Source organism: Nocardiopsis sp. LDBS1602, from assembly GCF_035818715.1.
In the GTDB taxonomy this organism is placed as follows: domain Bacteria; phylum Actinomycetota; class Actinomycetes; order Streptosporangiales; family Streptosporangiaceae; genus Nocardiopsis; species Nocardiopsis alba.
In genome coordinates, this window is record NZ_JAYLVW010000009.1 from 139,669 (window position 1) to 158,811 (window position 19,143).

General features: G+C 70.4%; 14 protein-coding genes. 4 read left to right on the plus strand and 10 right to left on the minus strand.

Annotation, left to right across the window (positions count from 1 at the left end):
* The first annotated feature begins 134 nt into the window (after nucleotides 1–134).
* On the plus strand, nucleotides 135–1,889 hold the full coding sequence (locus U9J66_RS22065; protein ID WP_026125234.1) for a serine/threonine-protein kinase: 1,755 nt from the start codon (nucleotides 135–137) through the stop codon (nucleotides 1,887–1,889).
* Between the two features lie 97 nt (nucleotides 1,890–1,986).
* On the opposite strand, the gene U9J66_RS22070 is transcribed toward U9J66_RS22065, so the two are convergent.
* Nucleotides 1,987–2,673 (minus strand): transglycosylase SLT domain-containing protein, encoded by a 687-nt coding sequence (locus tag U9J66_RS22070; protein ID WP_014913563.1) that lies wholly within the window; start codon nucleotides 2,671–2,673, stop codon nucleotides 1,987–1,989.
* A gap of 43 nt (nucleotides 2,674–2,716) precedes the next feature.
* A complete protein-coding gene (locus U9J66_RS22075) occupies nucleotides 2,717–3,442 on the minus strand; it encodes a lytic transglycosylase domain-containing protein (protein WP_326338574.1) in 726 nt (241 codons plus the stop codon).
* A gap of 413 nt (nucleotides 3,443–3,855) precedes the next feature.
* Between U9J66_RS22075 and U9J66_RS22080 the strand changes: the two genes are divergently transcribed.
* On the plus strand, nucleotides 3,856–7,089 hold the full coding sequence (locus U9J66_RS22080) for an SCO7613 C-terminal domain-containing membrane protein (RefSeq protein WP_326338575.1): 3,234 nt from the start codon (nucleotides 3,856–3,858) through the stop codon (nucleotides 7,087–7,089).
* A gap of 93 nt (nucleotides 7,090–7,182) precedes the next feature.
* Here U9J66_RS22080 and U9J66_RS22085 read toward each other — a convergent pair whose 3' ends face one another.
* The 3 genes from U9J66_RS22085 to U9J66_RS22095 form a co-directional block, all read right to left on the minus strand.
* Nucleotides 7,183–8,535: a PhoH family protein gene (locus tag U9J66_RS22085; RefSeq protein ID WP_014910017.1), complete on the minus strand. Its 1,353-nt coding sequence runs from the start codon at nucleotides 8,533–8,535 to the stop codon at nucleotides 7,183–7,185.
* 306 nt (nucleotides 8,536–8,841) lie between these two features.
* On the minus strand, nucleotides 8,842–9,603 hold the full coding sequence (locus U9J66_RS22090; RefSeq protein ID WP_014910910.1) for an isoprenyl transferase: 762 nt from the start codon (nucleotides 9,601–9,603) through the stop codon (nucleotides 8,842–8,844).
* Nucleotides 9,604–9,696: 93 nt separating this feature from the next.
* Entirely contained in the window at nucleotides 9,697–10,311 is a 615-nt protein-coding gene (locus U9J66_RS22095) for an RNA polymerase sigma factor (RefSeq protein WP_014908249.1), read from the minus strand.
* 311 nt (nucleotides 10,312–10,622) lie between these two features.
* Between U9J66_RS22095 and U9J66_RS22100 the strand changes: the two genes are divergently transcribed.
* Nucleotides 10,623–11,987, plus strand: a complete 1,365-nt coding sequence (locus tag U9J66_RS22100) for a serine/threonine-protein kinase (protein WP_017535834.1) — start codon at nucleotides 10,623–10,625, stop codon at nucleotides 11,985–11,987.
* A 16-nt stretch (nucleotides 11,988–12,003) separates the two neighbouring features.
* Here the strand turns inward: U9J66_RS22100 and aztD are convergent, their stop codons facing one another.
* The 4 genes from aztD to aztB all read right to left on the minus strand — a co-directional run bounded on the left by aztD (nucleotide 12,004) and on the right by aztB (nucleotide 16,255).
* On the minus strand, nucleotides 12,004–13,179 hold the full coding sequence (gene aztD, locus U9J66_RS22105) for a zinc metallochaperone AztD (RefSeq protein ID WP_326338577.1): 1,176 nt from the start codon (nucleotides 13,177–13,179) through the stop codon (nucleotides 12,004–12,006).
* Between the two features lie 72 nt (nucleotides 13,180–13,251).
* Nucleotides 13,252–14,196: a zinc ABC transporter substrate-binding protein AztC gene (gene aztC, locus U9J66_RS22110; protein WP_161111258.1), complete on the minus strand. Its 945-nt coding sequence runs from the start codon at nucleotides 14,194–14,196 to the stop codon at nucleotides 13,252–13,254.
* Nucleotides 14,190–15,374, minus strand: coding sequence for an ABC transporter (locus U9J66_RS22115; RefSeq protein ID WP_326338578.1), 1,185 nt, complete (start codon nucleotides 15,372–15,374; stop codon nucleotides 14,190–14,192). Before U9J66_RS22115 ends, aztC begins: the two co-directional genes overlap by 7 nt.
* On the minus strand, nucleotides 15,371–16,255 hold the full coding sequence (gene aztB / locus U9J66_RS22120; RefSeq protein WP_326338579.1) for a zinc ABC transporter permease AztB: 885 nt from the start codon (nucleotides 16,253–16,255) through the stop codon (nucleotides 15,371–15,373). The genes U9J66_RS22115 and aztB overlap by 4 nt, the downstream gene beginning before the upstream one ends.
* A 73-nt stretch (nucleotides 16,256–16,328) precedes the next feature.
* Between aztB and aztA the strand changes: the two genes are divergently transcribed.
* Nucleotides 16,329–17,006 (plus strand): zinc ABC transporter ATP-binding protein AztA, encoded by a 678-nt coding sequence (gene aztA / locus U9J66_RS22125; protein WP_014910477.1) that lies wholly within the window; start codon nucleotides 16,329–16,331, stop codon nucleotides 17,004–17,006.
* 52 nt (nucleotides 17,007–17,058) lie between these two features.
* On the opposite strand, the gene U9J66_RS22130 is transcribed toward aztA, so the two are convergent.
* Nucleotides 17,059–19,092, minus strand: a complete 2,034-nt coding sequence (locus U9J66_RS22130; protein ID WP_161111254.1) for a thioredoxin domain-containing protein — start codon at nucleotides 19,090–19,092, stop codon at nucleotides 17,059–17,061.
* Nucleotides 19,093–19,143: the final 51 nt, after the last annotated feature.

Sequence of the window (19,143 nt, forward strand, 5' to 3'; positions counted from 1 at the left end):
GCGCACGCGGGGTGCCCCCTGCTGTGTACCGGTTCGGTTCCGTCCTCTTGTCCGCGGGAACCTTTCGCCGGTCGGGCACATCGGACATCCTTGCCAGAACACCCAGCACAGAGCCCGCTTCGAGAGGGCGACAGATGTCGAGTTACAGCGAACGCCCCATCGCCGACCGTTACGTGCTCCGCCGAGAGCTCGGACGCGGTGGCATGGGCATTGTCTGGGAGGCGCACGACACCGCCCTTGACCGCGTCGTGGCGATCAAACAGGTGCTCCTCCCCGGCCACTTCACCGACGCCGAGCGCGACGACGCGCACGCTCGTGTGCGTCGAGAGGCCCGCTCCGCGGCGCGGGTCTCCCACCCCACGGTCATCACCATCCACGACGTCTTCGACTACGAGAACAACCCCTGGGTCGTGATGGAGCTCGTGGAGGGCGGTTCCCTCCAGGACCTGTTGGCCCGAGAGGGCACGCTCCCCCCGGAACGGGTCGCCGACATCGCCGAGTCCCTGTTGAAGGCGGTGCGAGCGGCGAACAACGCGGGCGTCCTGCACCGTGACATCAAGCCCGGCAACATCATGATGTCCTCCGACGGCAGGGTCATCCTCACCGACTTCGGCATCGCCACGATCGAGGGCGGGCCGAGCATCACGCGGACCGGCGCCCTGATCGGCTCCCCCGAGTACATGCCCCCCGAGCGCCTGGAGGGCGGACCGGCCGAACACCGGGGCGACCTGTGGAGCATCGGTGTGACCCTGTACTCGGCGGTGGAGGGATCGTCCCCCTTCCACCGGGACTCCATCACGGCGGCGATCGCCGCGGTGATCTCCGCCCCGCTGCCCCCGATGACGAGGGCCGGATGGCTGGAGCCGGTGATCTCGGGTCTGCTGGAACGCGACCCCGACCGCAGACTCACCGTGGAGCGGGCGCTGGAGCTGCTCGAGCGGTGCCGTGCCGGTGGCGGGTCCAGTGGGCCGACCGGCGCCATGGCGGCCGGGGGTTTCGGTCATGTCGAATCCCCCACGCCCCATCCCTCTCTCCATGCCCCCAGCGGCGGCCACCCCGGTGGCGCCGGATACTACGCCCAGGGCCCCTACCCCGGAGCCGGCGGCGCGGGTCACATGGGCGGCCCTCCCCCGGTCGGCCACCGTTCCGCGGGCCACCCCTCCGGTCCGGTCCCGAGGCGTCGCTCCTCCAAGGGTCCGTTGATCGCCCTGCTCTCCATCGCCGCCGCGGCCCTGCTGATGGTGATGGGTCTCGGTGTCATCGGAGTGCTCGTCGGGGGAGAAGAGGCCGGTGGCGACCTCTCCGCGGAGGACACCATCGCGCCCCGGGAGCGTGACGGCGGTGGTGAGCAGGACGCGCCCATCGAGATCGAGGGGACCCCGCCCCAGTACGACGACGACGATCTCCAGCCCTACACCTCCGACTGGTTCTCGATCTCCTACCCCGGCGGGTGGACGGTCACCAACGAGGCGATCGACGAGCCCTTCGCGACCTTCGTCGCCCCGGGCATGGAGCACCAGATCACGGTGGAGGGCTGGGAGGAGACGGAGTTCACCGGGACCGGCGCCGAATTCCTGGACCAGAGCCGCGCCGGCACCGACATCGACGGTGAACAGACCCGGGACTACGAGGTCCTCGACACCGAGGACTTCGACCGGGAGGACTTCTCCGACGGCCTGGCCGGGCTGGACGTGGCCTACGTAGAGGCCGACCTGGTGAACGACACCTGGAACGACCCCGAACGCCGTTTCTGGGCCTACGCGGCCGTCGAGGAGCGTGGAGACCACCGGATGTTCTACCTCGTCACGGTCAACGTGCCGCGTTCCGAGGAGGGGGACTTCGACAACATCCCCGAGGACATCATCGAGACCTTCTCCCCGGTCCGCTGACCTTCCCTCGAACGGGGAACGGCCCCGTGCGGAGTGATTCCGCACGGGGCCGTTCGTGTTCGGTCCTCCTACGAGGATCCGGGGGTCGTGACCGGTACTAGTACCAGCCGACGGACTGGGAGTGGGCCCAGGCGTCACAGGGGGTGCCGTAGCGCCCCTTGATGTAGTCGATGCCCCAGGCGATCTGCGTGGCGGGGTTGGTCTGCCAGTCGGAGCCGTGCGTGGCCATCTTGCTGCCGGGAAGCGACTGCGGGATGCCGTAGGCACCGGAGCTCGGGTTCTGGGCCGAGGGGTTCCAGTTGCTCTCCTTCTCCCACAGCGGCTCGAGGCAGCCGGAGAACTGGTCCTCGCCCCAACCCTGATCGAGCACCATCTGCAACGCGATGCCCTTGGGGTCGCCGCTGGGCGGGGGCGTGGTGGACCCTCCGTCCTCGTCGGACTCCTCCTCTTCCTCCTCCTCTTCCTCCTGGATCGAGCTTCCGGTGGCGGAGGTGCTGAGCACCCCTCCACCTCGAGCCGAGTCACGCTGTTCCTGGGCCTGGGCGCGCAGGTCCGCGAGCTCGTCCTCGCTCAACTCCTCGGAGGCGAAGAAATCTTCGTCACCGTCTCGGATCTCCGTGTCGGTGGCGGGTTCCTCGGACGTGGGGACGGTGGCCGCGTTGGTGGCGGCGTCCGGGTCCAGACCGTCGTCCGCGAAGGCGGAGACGGCGAACGTCGCGCCGGCGACCAGGGTCGCCGCACCGACCACTGCGGTACTGCGCAGCGACATACGGTTGAGTAGCACGTTTGCCTTTCCCAAAAGGGGGTTTAGGGCAGGGAAAAACCTATTAATACCAGCCGACGGACTGCGAGTGTGACCAAGCACCGCAAGGGGTCCCATAACGCCCCTTGATGTAGTCGATGCCCCAGGCGATCTGCGTGGCCGGATTGGTCTGCCAGTCGGAGCCGTGGGAGGCCATCTTGCTGCCGGGAAGCGACTGCGGGATGCCGTAGGCACCGGAGCTCGGGTTCTGGGCCGAGGCGTTCCAGTTGCTCTCCTTCTCCCACAGCGGTTCCAGGCATCCGTAGAACTGGTCGGAGTCCCACCCCTGGTCGAGCACCATCTGCAACGCGATCTCCTTCGCGGAGCCGGAGGGGACCGAACCGCCCGAGGAGGAACCGGAGGGAGCCGACGAGGCGGTGGAGGTGCTCTCGGCGGGCTCGGGATCCGGTTCCGGGTCGGGCTCGGGTTCCGGCTCGGCGATCCCGCTCCCCGTTCCGCTTCCCGACGACGCCGCGGCCGCGACCGCCGCGCCGGAGCGCTCCCTGGCCTCCTCACGCCGGTCCTCGCGGTCCCGCTCGTCCTGTGGAGAGGGGCTCACGAAGAAGTCGTCCGAGAGGTCCACCGCCTCGGGGCTTTGGAGATCCGGGAGGGCCGCCGTGGAGGCCGCCCTCTCCGGGTCGAGACCGTCGTCGGTCTGCGCGAAGGCGGAGACCGTGAACATGCCGCCCGCGACCAGCGCGGCGGCACCGACGGCGCTCATCTGGCGCCAGGAGATGCGGTTGAGTAGCAAGATCGCCCTTTCACGTTGACACACGCGTGTCCCGCTCGGGGAATGCGCGTGGTGTGGGTCGCCGCGTCGGACCGCGTGGCCCTCGACGACCTGCCGTGGAGGGGACGGTTTCGACCGTTCGACCGACCACGGGGTGGGGCACCCACACGGGAGGGGGTTGCTCGGTGCAGCGCATTCAGCCTGCACCATCGTCACGGTAAAGTAACGCCGTTTTTACCGTGTCCTGAATCACATCACGGAATGTACGGTTATTTCACCGCTCTGACCTGCGAAGAGACACGAAGGGTCAAGGGGTGATCATGTCCGGACAGGTCTGTGTCACGTCTCTCCCCCGGAGTGATCCCGGGCCGCGTCCGCCGTCTGAGTACCCGTACGGATGTGCCCGCACGGGCGGGACGCCCAGGATGAACCGTATGAACGCCGAAGGAACCCCGTGGCCGCCCGGGGCGGGTCCCCAGTGTCCCGACTGCCGTATCGCCCTCGCGCCCTCGGCCCACGCCTGCCCGCACTGCGCGCTCTCCCTCGTAGGGCCCACGGCGCAGCGTCTGTGGTGGATCGACGCGGAACTGGCCTCGCTGGACCGACGCCGAGACACCCTCCTCGCCGAACGCCCCCGTGTCCTGGAGCGACTGCGCCGGGAATCGTCCGTCGGAGCCGGGGCGGCACGCTCCTCGGAGCGGCCCCTTCCGTCCGAGGCCCCCGCCATGGGGCTCTCCCCCGTCCCGCAGGGGCCACCGCCGATGCCCGGAGGCGCCCCGTCCGGCGGTCGCATCCGCGACTCGGCCCAGAACGTCATCCTCGGGCTCGGAGCCCTCCTCATCGGTGTCGCGGCGCTCGTCTTCGTCGTCTGGAACTGGAGCACGATGGGGACCGGGGCCCGGGCCACCGTGCTCGGAGCCATCACCCTGGCCTTCGCCCTCCCCGCCCCGCCGCTGTACCGGCGCGGCCTGCGCTCCACCGCCGAGACCTTCGGCATCGTGGCCGCCAGCCTGCTCTGCCTGGACGCGTTGGCCCTGTGGTTCCACACCGACGGCCTCACCAACACCGCCGGTTACACGGCCGCCGCCCTCGCGGTGATCGGCTCGCTCCTGGCTCTCTACCGACGGCTCGTCCCCCTTCGCTCCCCGTCGGTGCTGATCGCCCTGTTCGCCCAGCCGATCCCGCTCCTCCTGGTGCTGGCCCTGCCCGTCGACACCTCCTCGTCCCCGGCCTGGATCCTCGCCTCGATCTCCGCCACCGCGCTCGCGGACACCGTCGTCCTGCGCCTCCTCGGTCCCGCACACCCGGGGGCACCGCTCCGCACTCTGCGCGCGGCCGCCATCGCGATGTGGACGCTCACCCTTCTCATGGTCGTCCCGACTCTGGCCCTGCTCACCTTCGAACGGTTCGACCCCTGGCACGGGTGGGGCCTCGTGGCGGCCCTGCTCCCGGCCGGGGCGGCCGTCCTTCTCCTGGCCCGCCCGAGAACGGAGCCCGCCTCCCCCCTCTCCTGGCACCTACCTGCGGGCCTGGCCACCCTGACCCTGGTCCCCCTCGCCGCGGGACCGCCGATCCTTCCGGCCCTGCCCCGAACGATCTCCTCCCCCGGAGGCCTGTCCCTCTCCGACATGGCCGAGCCCGCCGTCGTACTCTCCTTCGGAGACCGGGCGGTCGACCTCCTGCCCCCGGCGAGCCTGCCCCACCTGATCGCGATCCCGGTGGCCGCGCTCCTGGCCCTGGGCGTGCTGTGGAGCACGCACCGACGGGCCCTGCCCGTCCTCGCCGTGCTCCTGGCCCCGGTGACCCTCCTGCCCCTCCCCCTGTTGGCGGGGGCCTCCCAGTCCGTGGTCGCGGTGGGGGCGGCGGTGCTCGGCGGTGGACTGGTGCTGCTGTCCGCCGTACTGCCCGGCCGGTCCGGCCTCGTCGCGCCGATCACCGGCGCCCTGACCCTGGTGGCGGGCCTCGTCTGGGCCCTGCCCGAGCGGTACACGACCCTCACCGTCCTGGTGATCGTCGCCCTCACCGCGATGATCTGCGCCCTCGGAGCGCGTCGATACGCCGGACGCCGCCCCCACTCGGTGCCCTCTCTGCTTCTGGGAACCGCCCTGACCTGGGGTACGGCCCTGGTCATGGGCCTCGTCCACCTGGTCGGGATCCGGATCGAGGCCGGCCGGGCTCCGGACCAGTGGTGGCTTCTGGGGGCCGTACTCGTCCTTCTGGCCGTGACCGTCCTCGTCCTCGCCGGAGCCCCGCTCCGCGCCGCCCCCTCCTCGAAGGCCGAGGGGTCCGGGCGACGCGACGTGTTCGAAGTCGTCGGGCTGGCCCTGCTGACGTCGCTCCCCCTGGTGGTCGGGCCGCCCGGCGCCCCCGTCGTGGCCTTCCTCTCCCGCTCCTTCCCGCTCTACGGGGCACCGGTCGAGGCCCTGACCCGCCCGGCCCACGAGTTCGTGGGGCTCCCCGACTCCACGGCGGCGGGTCCGGCCGTGGCTCTCGGAGCGTTGATCTCCGGCGCGGTGGCCCTGCTCGTGGTCGCGCTGGTGTACCGGAGGCCTCTGCTCCGGGCCGCCGCGCTGCTCGCCCCGGGTGTCCTCGTCCCGTTGCCCTTCGCTCTGGGGCTGCCCTTCGTGGTCGCCCTGGTGTGGACCCTGCTGGTCGGATCGGTGTCGATGATCTGCGCCGGGCCGATCCGCCGGGTCGGGGTAGCCCTGGTGCCGTGGACCGCCGGCGCCTTCACCCTGCTGCTCGCGACGAGTTGGGCCCTGTCGGAGCGTTACTCCACCGTGGGGGTCCTGTTGGTGGTCGCGGTCGCCGCCTCCGTGTCCGCCGCACTCGCCCGTACCCGGGCGATCGCCGTCGCCTCCACCGCCACGGCGACCTTCGCCACCGGGGCCTTCGCCCTCGGCCTACTCCTGACCTTGGACGTATCGGTCGAATACGCGGCCTTCGGTCCGCTCCTGGTGGTCGCCGCCTTCGTCGCCGCGGCCCCGCGCCTGGCCTCCCCTCTCTTGGAGGCGACCGAGATCCCCGCCGCCGTGTGGGCGGCGCTCGCCCTCGGCACGGCCCTCGTCTTCGGCACCCGCCCCGAGGTGATGGCGACCTCCCTGGCGGTGGTCGGCGTGCTGGCCCTGGCCCGCGCCCTCCACCCCGACCGCCGATGGACGGCCGCGGTCGGCGGGATCCTGATGCTCTGCGCGCTGTGGACCGTGCTGTACGCCTGGGACGTCTCCGTTCCCGAGGCGTACACGGTCCCTCCGGCGCTCGCCTTCGTGGCCATCGGCCACGAATGGTCGCGCCGCGCCGAGAGGCCCGTGTCGAGCCTCCTGACCCACGGCGGCGGGCTCGTCCTGCTCCTTTTGCCCACGGTGCTGTCGGCTCTCGACGGCGATGGGATGGAATGGCGGGTGCCCGCGGCCCTGGCCGTCGGCCTGGCCATGGCCCTGTGGGGCATGCGCGCCCGGCTGCTCGCTCCCCTGCTGATCGGAGCGACCGGGGTGTTCCTCGTCTCGCTGCGCGCCTTCGGCCCTCCGCTGTGGGATCTGACCCGGGCGATGCCCAACTGGGTGCCGATCGCCGTGATCGGTCTACTGCTGCTCTTCGTCGGAGCACGTTACGAGGCCGGGCTGAACCGGCTGCGCCGGGCCGGGCACTACCTCGGACGCCTCCGCTGACAAGGGGCGTGGCCCCTCCACCGGCGGGGTGGAGGGGCCACGTACGTCGTCGGGGTCGGGGACCGGTCGTTCAGGGGACCTCGGGGACGAGGGTCAGTTCTCCAGCATCTCGGTGACCAGGGCGGCGATCGGAGAACGCTCGGACCTGGTCAGGGTGACGTGCGCGAACAGAGGGTGGCCCTTGAGCTTCTCGATGACCGCGACCACACCGTCGTGCCTGCCCACACGCAGGTTGTCGCGCTGGGCGATGTCGTGGGTGAGCACCACCCGGGAGTTCTCGCCCAGCCGGGAGAGCACCGTCAACAGGACCCCGCGCTCCAGCGACTGGGCCTCGTCCACGATCACGAACGCGTCGTGCAGCGAACGACCTCGGATGTGCGTGAGCGGAAGGACCTCCAACATCCCCCGGTCCACGATCTCCTCGATGACGTCCTCACTGGTCACGGCCGACAGGGTGTCGTGCACCGCCTGACCCCAGGGCGTCATCTTGTCGTTCTCGCTCCCGGGCAGGTAGCCCAGTTCCTGACCGCCCACGGCGTACAGCGGGCGGAACACCATCACCTTGCGGTGGCGGCCACGCTCCAGCACGGCGTCCAGGCCGGCGCACAGGGCCAGGGCGGACTTGCCCGTACCGGCGCGACCGCCCAGGGAGACGATGCCGACGTCGGGGTCGGCGAGCAGATCCAGGGCGATCCGCTGCTCGGCGCTGCGTCCCTTGAGACCGAAGACGTCACGGTCGCCCCGCACCACCTTCACCGACTTGTCCGCCTGGACCCGACCCAGGGCGCGCCCCTGGTCGGAGACGAGCACCAGCCCGGTGTGGCAGGGCAGCTCCTTGGCCTCCTCGATCTCGCTCTCACCGTCGGAGAACAACTCCTGGATGTCGGCGGCGGGCACGTCCAGCTCGGCCATACCGGTCCAGCCGTGCTCGATGGCGAGCTCGGCCCGATACTCGTCGGCCACCAGACCGATCGACGAGGCCTTGATCCGCATCGGCAGATCCTTGCTGACCAGGACGACGGAGTCCTCCTCCGTCCGCTCCTCCCGAAGGTTGCGGGCCACCGTCAGGATCCGGGTGTCGTTGTCGCCGAGCCGGAAGCCCGCCGGAAGGATCGCCGGATCGCTGTGGTTGAGCTCCACCCGGAGCGTGCCGCCCTGGTCGTTCACCGGTACGGCGACGTCCAGACGGCCGTGGACCACCCGGAGATCGTCCAGGAGTCGCAGCGCGCCGCGGGCGAAATACCCGAGTTCCGGGTGGTGACGCTTGCTCTCCAGTTCGGTGATCACCACCACGGGGATGACGACCTCATGCTCGGCGAAGCGGGTCATGGCCAACGGGTCGGCGAGCAGGACACTGGTGTCGAGCACATAGACGCGCGTCCCCTCGGTCGTCTCGGGGACGGCCGGGGGCTGGGTGTCACGGCGATCGGTCGAGGAACTAGCCACTCGTTCTCCCCTTGGGCACCACGAGGGTGCCCTGCTGTCACGGGATCATGGAGGACCGGGACCCGCCCCATGAGGGCCGGGTCCGGCCCTCCTCGTCGATGTTCCGCAGTACAGCCGGAGATCAATGAGATGGGGCCTCCCGAACGGGTGGACGAACACCACCCGCTTTCATCGACGCTACGCGCCCGAGAGCCCGTTTTCCAGATCCCGAACCGGCCCCCCGGTGAACTTCGTGTGACGGGCCCGTCGTCGACGGACACGACGATCCCCACGAGCCAGGGTCGGAGAGAGAAAGGGAGTCGGAGCTCAGGAGCCGAAGCGCCGATTGCGCGCGCCGTAGGAGCGCAGTGCACGCAGGAAGTCCACCCTGCGGAACGCGGGCCAGAAGACCTCGCAGAAGTAGAACTCCGAGTGCACGCTCTGCCACAGCATGAAACCCGAGAGACGCTGTTCACCCGAGGTGCGGATGAGCAGGTCCGGATCGGGCTGTCCGCGCGTGTAGAGATGCCGAGCGATGTCCTCGATGTCCAGGCGCTCCGCCAGCTCCTGGATATCGGTGCCCTTGGCCGCCTCCTCTTGGAGGAGAGACCGAACCGCGTCAGCGATCTCACGTCTACCCCCATACCCGACGGCGACGTTGACAACCAGGCCGGGGTTGCCGGATGTGGCCTCTTCCGCCTCTTTCAAGGCGCGGGCGGTCGAATCGGGCAGGACGTCCAGAGCGCCGACGGGTCGCGTGTTCCACCCCTCGTCTCGCAACCGGGCGATGGTCTGCTCGATGATGCGGACGAGCGGGCCGAGTTCGGCCTCGTCACGGGTCAGGTTGTCCGTGGACAGCATCCACAGAGTGACCACCTGCACACCGACCTCGTCGCACCACCGCAGCAGTTCGAAGATCTTGTTCGCACCGGCCTGATGCCCCTGCTCGGCGCCCGGAAGACCACTGCTCTTGGCCCAGCGCCGATTGCCGTCCATGGCGACACCGACGTGCCTGGGAATCTCCTGGCTGGTCAGACTGCGTTCCAGACGCCGTTCGTACAGCCAGTACAGGGGGTCACGGAGCCCCATTGGCGAAACCTCTCAGAGCTGGATCAAAGGACGGCGCACTCCAGTGACGGATGTGCCGACGGGGATGGGTCCAGAGTAGTTCGCCTGGAAGGTCTACGTCACGGCCAGCGATTTACGCACGTGCTTGCGCCCCTGATGGATCCGGGACTTGACCGTGCCCAAGGCCAGATCCAGTTCGGAGGCGATCTCGTTGTAGTCCATCTGGCACAGGTCGCGCAGGACCAGGGGGGCCACCAGGTTGGGGCGGTCCTTCTCCAACTGTTCCAGGGCCTCCAGCAGGTCGATCCGGGAGCCCGCGATGACACTGGTGGTCCGAGGGTCGCGCTGGTGCGGCATGCGCTCGGCCTCGGTCGGGAACTCGGCGGAGCGACGCTTCATGGAGCGGTAGGTCTGCCGCGCGGAGTTGGACACCACCGTGTACAGCCACGTGGTGAACAGCGAGTCGCCCTTGAAGCTGTCGATCTTGCGGGCCACCCGCAGCAACGCGTCCTGGCAGGCCTCCTCGGCGTCCTGACGGTAGGGAAGGAACCGGGCGCAGCGACGCAGCACCTCGGGCTGGATGCGACGCAGCAGGTCGTCCAGGGCGGCGGCGTCGCCGTCCCTGGCCCGTCGCGCGAGCTCTTCCAGCTCCTCGTCGACGTTGCTCGCCACCCTGCGTCGGGGTGCGGCGGGGGTCTCCTCGTGGTCCGAATGATCACTACTGCGCATGGTTCGTCTCTTCCTGGCTTACGACAGACGTCCGGCCGTCCACGCGGGCGCGTCTCGCTCCCACGTTCGAGAGGGTCACACGTCGGTTGGACGTCTACGAACCCCGCTCGGATCCGTCACTACGCATGACACCGCCCACTCCGTTGCCACGGAACGGCCGTATCCGAAAGGGGGGTCTTCCAGTCTCCATGCCCCGAAGGCGTCGGCGCTACCCGGGAAGGGGATCATATCCGCGGAAGCCAACGCCAAGGCCCAGATGGTGTATTAGTGGGCAACGAACGCGTATCAACCCCCAACAGACCGAGGCGGAAATGAGCCAACCCGAGGCTTTCGGACGCTACCGCGTCATGCGACGCCTGGGTTCCGGTTCGTTCGCCACCGTCTGGCTCGCCCAGGACGACCTGCTGAACTATCCGGTGGCCATCAAGGTACTCGCCGAGAACTGGGCGCACCAGATGGACATCCAGCACCGGTTCCTGGAGGAGGCGCGCATCCTCCGACAGACCGATTCCACCTGGCTGGTGGCGGTCCACGACGTCGACGTGCTGCCCGACGGCCGCCCCTACATGGTGATGACCTACGCCGACCAAGGCAGTGTCGCCGACCTCATCCACCGCGGTCAACTACCCCTGGACGAGGCACTGCGCCTTCTGACCGAGATCGGCCAGGGGATCACCGTCCTGCACAACCACGGCACCATCCACCGGGACATCAAACCCTCCAACGTCCTCCTACAGTCCTCCCCCGTGGGCCAACGCGTGCTCGTCGCCGACCTGGGCTTCGCCAAGTCCATCGACGAGGCCTCCGGGTTCACCGCCGCCGCGGGCACCCCCGGCTACATGTCCCCCGAGCAGAGCATGCCCGGTGGTGACCTGGACGTTCGCTCCGATGTGTACTCGCTGGGCGCCGTCGCCTACGAACTCATCACGGGGAGACCTCCCTCACGTCCCCCCGTGCGGATCGCACCTGGCCGCATCCGGCCAGGTCTTCCTCCGGCGCTCGACGAACTGATCCTCTCCGCCCTGTCCGTGGACCGGGAGAGCCGCCCCGCCGACGCCAAGACCTTCACCGACCGGGTCAGGGCGATCCGTATGTCCAGCGATCTACCGCAGGACATCCCCTGGTGGCAGCGCTACCGCATGCCCTGGCCGAGGGCCGGGGCCCTCACCGCCGTCTGCGGCCTGCTCGCGCTCGGGCTCACCACCTCGCTCGGCGTGCCCGGGGTCTCCCTGTCCACGGTCCGCTACGCCGACCAGGAACTCCGTGTGGACGTGCCCACGGCATGGGCGCGCGAGTTCCACACCGACCAGGAGGCCCGCCCCGCGGCCGCCGAGGCCGGAGCGGGCCCCGGGCTCCTCGTGGCCACCGGTGCCGACGAATGGCACAACACCGACGTCCCCTCCTACGGGGTGTACGCCACCGTGGTCCCCGGCGCCCCCGACCTGCGCAACGTCGCCGACACCGACCCCTGTCCGAAGCCGCCCGAGGAACGCATGGTCGACACCCCCCATTGGGAGGGCGGCCTCTGGGAGTGGCCCGACTGCAACGGCGGCGCCTTCACCGCCGCCGCCGTCCACCCGCCGGGCACCCCCAGGACCGTGTACCTGGAGATCCGCCAACCCGACTATCGGCCCGACCTCGTCGACGAGATCATCGCCGGCGTACGGCTCCGGTAGGAGGGCTCGCTCTGGATCAAGGTGCGACCCCGCTCAGTTCGTTGGGCTCCTCGTCCAGGGTGACCGAGGCGGTGACCTCGCCGGTGGGCAGGTCCACGGCGTGGATCGCACGGGTGGCGGGATCGCTCACGTAGGCGGTGTCACCGCGGACGAACAGGGCCGGTCGGGGCTCCTGCCATTCCAGGGGCTCCTCCCAGGGGTCGATCAGTTCGACGCTCTCGGTGATCTCGCCCTTCTCCGGGTCGATGACGTGCAGCGCGCCGTCGGTGCCCAGGACCAGCGCCTCCCCCTCCGGGCCCCGCCCAAGGGAGCGGAACGTGTAGCTGGAGGGCAGGTCGACCAGGCTCAGCTCGGCGCTCTCGGTGTCGATCAGGGCGACCCGCTCGGGGCGTTCGAGTTCGGCGTCGGGGTCGGTCTTGTAGTCGCCCAGGATGACGGCGGAGTGATCGGATCCGGCCTGGTTGCCGATACGCCCGTAGTCGTCGGGGGCCTCGACCTTGGTGAAGGCGCCGTCCCGATAGATCAGGGCCCCGTCCTCACAGCCGATGGCGACGACCCCACCGCGCGCCGCGCTCTCCCCGTGCACCCCGGGGCAGTCCTCGCTGCGGGCGATCTCCTCGCGGTCGGCGTCCAGGACGATCGCGCCGACCCGCTCCTCCTCGTTCCCGAGGGTCACCAGAAGCCCTCCGTCCTCCAATTCGACGGCCACCCCGTGGTGCGCCTCCTCCGTCGTGTACACCTCGACGTCCTCGGGGTGTCCCGCCCCGAGCGCGTCGGTGTCGAAGGCGGTGACCTCACCGGTTCCGTCGGCGAACAGCACCGTCCGGCCCGCGTGACGGACGACGTGTCCGGGGGTGTCCGCCTCGAAGAGGACGTCGGTCGTCTCGGCCACCGCGGCGTCCAAGAGCCGGAACCCCTCGGAGGTGGAGACGAACACGTGCCGGTCGTCCCCGGCCGGGTTGATCCGGTTGAAGCCCTCCATTTCGATGTCCTCGACCACGTCGAGGGTCCTGCCGTCCAGGACGTACAGACCACCGTCGTAGGTGGTGACGAGGGGGTCGGTGACGGTGGCCTCGGCGGCCGCCTCCGGGTCCGCGTCGCCGCCCTCGCCGGTACCGCAGGCGGTCAGGAGGAGTCCCGCGGTCAGGAGGGTGGGCAGGGCCGCTCCGCGGCCGTATCTTCTCGCTCGCATGGTGATCGGCTCTCTTCTCGTTTCGTGTTCCGTACAGGGGGTGCGTGACGTGGTTCAAGCCCGGGACCGGGCTCACCCGCCACGGAGTCCGTCGGTGATGGCCTCGGTGTTGGCGCGCATCATCTCCAGGTAGGTGGCGGCCCCCTCTCCCTCGGCGCTGAGGGACTCGGAGTGGAGGGGGATCACCTCGATGTCCACACCGGCCTCCTCCGCCATGACGGTGACCAGGCGGTCGGGCTGGGAGGAATCGGAGAAGACCGCCGAGACGCCCGCCTCGGCGACGGCGTCGGACAGGTCCTTGAGGTCGGCGGAGCTGGGCGAGGCCAGCGTGGTGCCGCCGGGGACGACCGCCCCGATGACCTCGAAGTCGTAGCGGTCGGCGAGGTAGCCGAAGACGTGATGGTCGGTGACGAGTCGGCGGCTCTCGGCCGGCAGGGATCCGAACTCGTCGGACATCCACCCGTCGAGCTCATCGATCTCCGCCGCGTAGGACTCGGCCCCGGCGCGCACCGCCTCGGCGTCGACACCGTCGACCTCCGCGACCACGTGTTCGGTGATCAGATCGACCGCCGTGAGCATTCGGACCGGGTCGGTCCAGAAGTGCGGGTCGGGCGACCCCTCGTCCGCATCGGAGGTGTAGGGGAGCGGATCGACCTCCGCCGCGACCTCCAGGGTCGGCACCCCGGCCTCCTCCGCCGCGGCGACGTTGCGCGCGATCCCCTCCTCCAGGCCGAGCCCGTTGTGGACGACCAGGTCGGCGTTCTCCAGGATCGCCGCCTCCCGGGCGGAGATCCCGAAGGAGTGCGGGTCGGCGCCGGGCTTCATCAGCACGGTGATCTCGGCCTCGTCGCCGACGATCTCCCGGGTGACGTCGCCGAGGATGTTGGTGGTCACCACGATCCCCGTACCGTCGTCGTCTCCGGTGCACGAGGTGAGGGCGAGGACCAGTCCCAGGGCGGCCGCGGCCGAGAACGCGCGCCCACGTGGCGCGAAGGACGTGTTCACGGGGCTCACCATCCCGTCTCGACCATGAGGTCCGGGGTGACGCCCGGATCGAGGGAGCGGGCCACGCGCAGGTCGTCGCCGTGGTCGATCTCGTGGACGAGGCCGGCGTGCGCGTCGTTGACGTAGGCGCGACCGGCGTCGACCTGGAGGGCGGGCGGGTGGGCCGCGTCCACCTCGTCCAAGAGGTGGACGGAGGCGTCCTCCTCTCCCGTCTCCGGGTCCACTGAGCGCAGGGTCCCGTCCCCTTCCAGGACCAGGACGGGGGCGCCCTCCCCGATCGCCACCGCGTCCACCACGTCGTGGGCCTCGAACGCCCGCCATTCGGCCGCGGCCAGGTCGAGGACCCAGAGGTCCCCCTCGGTGGAGGTGGTCGCCAGGACGGCGGAGCCGGGACGGTGGCGCAGCGCTCCGGACCGGCCCTCCTCCGGGTGGGCGAGCGTCTCGGCGATCGGGGCCCCGTCCTCCTCGGTGATGTGGAGGGTGCCCTCCTCACAACCGACCACGAGGCCCCTGCGGGTGACGGCCGCGCCGTTCGGGTCGACGCAGGTCGGCTCCAACTCCTCCAAGGGGGAGCCGTCACGCTCGTGGACGCGCACGGAGCCGTCCTCGATCACGATCAGCCGTCCGGCGTAGGGCAGGACCACGGCGTTCCCGGTCAGGTCGGGGACGATCTCCTCGACCGTGCCCTCCTCCAGCCCGGAGCGGTCCAACAGCGAGGAGGCGCCGTCCGGGCCGGCCAGCGAGGTCAGCGCGGTGTCGGTGATCACCAGAGGGGAGGCGGGGGCGTCCACCGAGCCGACGGGACCGCTCTCGGTCCGGTAGTAGTGCTTGTGGTCGCCGTGGTCCACGGTCCACACACCGCTGTCGAGGATGTCGAGGGTCTCCCGTCCGGAGGCGTGGAGGTAGGCGAAGCGGCCGTCCCCCGATATCCCGTCGACCCCCGACGTCCCTTCGAAAGCGGTCGTCTCCTCGGTGATCAGGTCCAGAAGGCCGACCTCTCCGGTCTCCGTGTCGGCGACGACGAGGCGGTAGTGGGGTTCGGAGAGCTCTTCGGCCCCTTCGATGTGGCCATGGGGCGTCTCCTCGGTCTCGTCGACGTCCGTTCCGGGGTCCGGGCCGGAGCATCCGGCCAGGAGCAGGGCGCACAGCCCGACGGCCCCCGCGATCGTGGTGGTCCTGTCCTGTCTCAAGGGGTCACCGACCTCTCTTCACTTCGGTGGGCGGGTTCGGGGGGTCGAAAGGTTCTCCGGGGTACGGCCCGTCGCCGGAGCGCCGCGGTGGAGGCCGAGGCGAAGAAGAGGAGCACCGCCGTCGCGGTGATGGTCGCCCCGGCCGCGGTCTCCCAATGCCAGGAGGCGAGCAGGCCGAGGACGGTGGCGGTGGCGCCGAAGGCCGTGGCGCCGAGCATGATCGTCGGTACGCTCCGCGCCCAGTACAGGGCCGCCGCGGGCGGGGCGATGAGGAGTCCGAACACCAGCAGGGTGCCGACGACGTGGAAGGAGGCGACCACGGCGAGGGTGACCAGACCGAGCAGGACGGCGTGCGCGACCCGTGGGGCCAGGCCCAGGGTGTGCGCCTTACGCGGGTCGAAGGCCAGGGCCAGGAAGGCCCGGTGGCCGAGTGTCGCGACCACGAGTGCCACGGCCAGTGAGAGTCCCAGGTGGAGCAGGTCACGTTCCCGGACGGCCAGGACGTCTCCGAAGAGGAAGGCGGTGAGGTCGACGGCGAAGGACGCCGAGTGGGAGACCAGGATCACCCCCACGGAGAGCATCCCCACGAACAGCAGACCGATGCTCGTGTCCTGGGAGAGACGGCGGGAACGCCCCAGTGCCGTGATCCCCGCGGCCATGGCGCCCGCCGCCAGCGCGGCCCCCAGGAACAGGCTCTGTCCGAGGAGGGAGGCCAGGGCCACTCCGGGCAGCATGCCGTGGGACATCGCGTCCCCGAGGAACGCCATGCCCCGCAGGACCACCCAGGTGCCCGCGATGGCGCAGATCGCCGAGACCAGGACCCCGGCCCACAGCGCGCGCTGGACGAAGACGACCCCGAAGGGCTCGATCAGTGCTTCCATGATGCGACACACTACAACGAAAACCATTATCGTTTTCAAGTAGGGTCGAAAAAGGACGAAAGGGGTGGTCGATGTGATGCTGAACGATCTGCGCGCGGGATACGGGGAGGGGGACGTCCTCAGAGGGATCGACGCCGAGATCCCGGAGGGGGCCGTCACCGCGCTGGTGGGGTCCAACGGCTCCGGAAAGTCCACCCTGCTCGGCGTCCTTGCCGGAACGATCTCCCCCAGGACGGGCACCGTGACCCCGCGTCGGAGGGTCCGCCCCGCCTTCGTGGTGCAGCGCGGAGCCGCCCCCGACTCCCTGCCCCTGACCGTGCGCGCCACAGTGGCCATGGGTCGCTGGGCGCATCGCGGGTTCTGGCGTCCCCTGAACCGTCACGACCGCGCCGTGATCGACCGCTGCCTGGAACGGACCGGCATCGCCGACCTCGCCGGACGCAGACTGGGAGAACTGTCCGGCGGTCAACGCCGAAGGGCCCTGCTCGCCCAAGGGCTGGCCCAGGAGACGGACCTACTGCTACTCGACGAGCCCTCGACGGGGCTGGACCACGAGGCGGGAGAACGGATGCGCGCGACCATCGCCGAGGTCGCCGCCGAGGGCGTGACCGTCGTCCACGCCACACACGACCCCGAGGAGATCCGGGCCGCGGACCATCGTCTGGTCCTGGACCGGGGCAGGGTCGCGAGCCCCTCGGCCGCGGAGGAGCTCCTCGATCGGTTCACCCTCGCCCCCACCGACCGAGGGTGAGAAGGCCGCTGCCGGCCGCCCCTTCATGGAGCGACCGGCAGCGGAACGGGGATCAACCGATGAGCTGTCGGACCAGCTCCTCGGAGGTGGTGACCGGGAGCTTGCAGGTGAAGCCCTCGCACACGTAGGCGGTGGCCCGGCCGTCGATCGGCACCCGGTGCTCCAACAGTGGCACGCCACCGCTGTCCCTGCCGTCACCCTGGGACAGGACCGTGCCCAGCGGGGCCCAGCGCAGAACGGTGCGCACCAGCTCCTCGGTCTCCCGAGAGCCCGGTTCACCGACCACCGCGACGGCGCGCGGACCGGTGAGCAACGCCTCACCCGTGGCCAGCCCCCATCCCGCGAAACGAGGCGCCTTCTCGGCCAGCAGGGGGACCACCGACAGCGCCCCCTCGGCCGCGGCCCGATGCCGTTCGCTTCCCGTGAGCGCGGCGTAGGACAGCAACGCGGACGCGGCGGCGAAACGGCCGGAGGGGGTGGCGTTGTCCGTCGGATCCTGAGGTCGGCTGAAGAGCCTCTCGGCGTCGTCGGCCGTGTCGTAGAACCCGCCCTCGCCGTCGCCGAAGCGCTCCAGCACCGTGTCCAGCAGACCACCGGCCTCGCGCACGTAACGGGCCTCGCCGGTGACACCGTGGAGTGCGATCAGCCCCTCGGCCAGATCCGCGTAGTCCTCCAGGACGCCGGCGCTCGGCCCAGGACGGCCGTCACGCGAGGTCCGCACCAGACGCCCGTAACGCAGATGCACGTCGAGGATCAGATCCGCGGCGTCACGGGCCGCGTTGATCCACCCCGGGCGGCCCAGCAGGGCACCCGCCTCGGCCAGGGCCGCGATCGCCAGCCCGTTCCAGGCGGCGACCACCTTGTCGTCCCGGGCGGGCGGCACCCGCTCGGCCCGCGCGGCCGACAGGGCGGCCCGCACCCGGTCGTAGCGCTCGACGTCGTCGGGGTCGACCCGCAGCTGGAGCACCGAGGCGCCCCGTTCGAAGGTCCCCTCCTCGGTCACCCCGAACAGCGCGGCCGCCCAGGCCCCGTCCTCGTCACCCAGGACCTCGCGCAGTTCGGCCGGCGTCCACACGTAGTAGACGCCCTCCTCCCCCTCACTGTCGGCGTCCAGGGCCGAGGCGAACCCGCCCTCGGGGGTGCGCAGGTCGCGCAGCATCCAGTCGGCCGTCTCCTGGGCCGCCCGCAACAGCAGGGCGCGTTCCGTGTCGGCGGCCGGATCCGTCCCCGAAGGTCGTCGGCTCAACCGTACGTAGGCGCGCAGGAGCAGGGCGTTGTCGTAGAGCATCTTCTCGAAGTGGGGGACCACCCAACCCCGGTCCACCGAGTAGCGCGCGAACCCCCCGCCGATCTGGTCGTAGATCCCTCCCCGCGCCATGGCCACCGCCGTCCCGCCCGCCATGAGCGCCGCCGGCGTGGGCTCGTCGGCGGTCTGGAAGGGGAAGGTCCGCTCGTGCTGCGCGGTGAGGAACGACAGCAGCATCGACGGCGGGAACTTCGGTTCGTCGCCGAACCCGCTGTTGGCGGTGTCGTAGTCGCGGATCAGCCCTTGGACCGCCAGGTCCAGGTCGGCCGCGGTCGGCGGCGGAGAGGCGGCCAGTCGGCGGGGGGCGCCGAGCGCCTCCACCACCCGCCTGCCCTGGTCGAGGAGGTCCGCGCGCTTGTCACGCCACGCGGCGGCCACGCCTTCGAGCAGGCGACGGAAGTGATCCCTGGGAAAGTAGGTACCGCAGTAGAAGGGCGCGCCGTCGGGCGAGGCGAACACGGTCATGGGCCAGCCGCCCTGACCGGTCATCGCCTGGGTCGCCTCCATGTAGACGGCGTCGACGTCGGGGCGTTCCTCACGGTCGACCTTCACGTTGACGAACAGGGAGTTCATCAGGCTCGCGGTGGCCGGATCCTCGAAGGATTCGTGGGCCATGACGTGGCACCAGTGGCAGGCCGCGTAGCCGACCGAGATCAGGACGGGCACGTCGCGGCGGCGGGCCTCGGCGAAGGCCTCCTCACCCCAGGGCCACCACTCCACCGGATTGTCGGCGTGCTGCAACAGGTACGGGCTGGTCGCGTCGCTCAGACGATTGGGCATACACCCACTCTGCCAGGCCGCTCCGGAACGGAGCCGTCCCGTGCCTCCCGG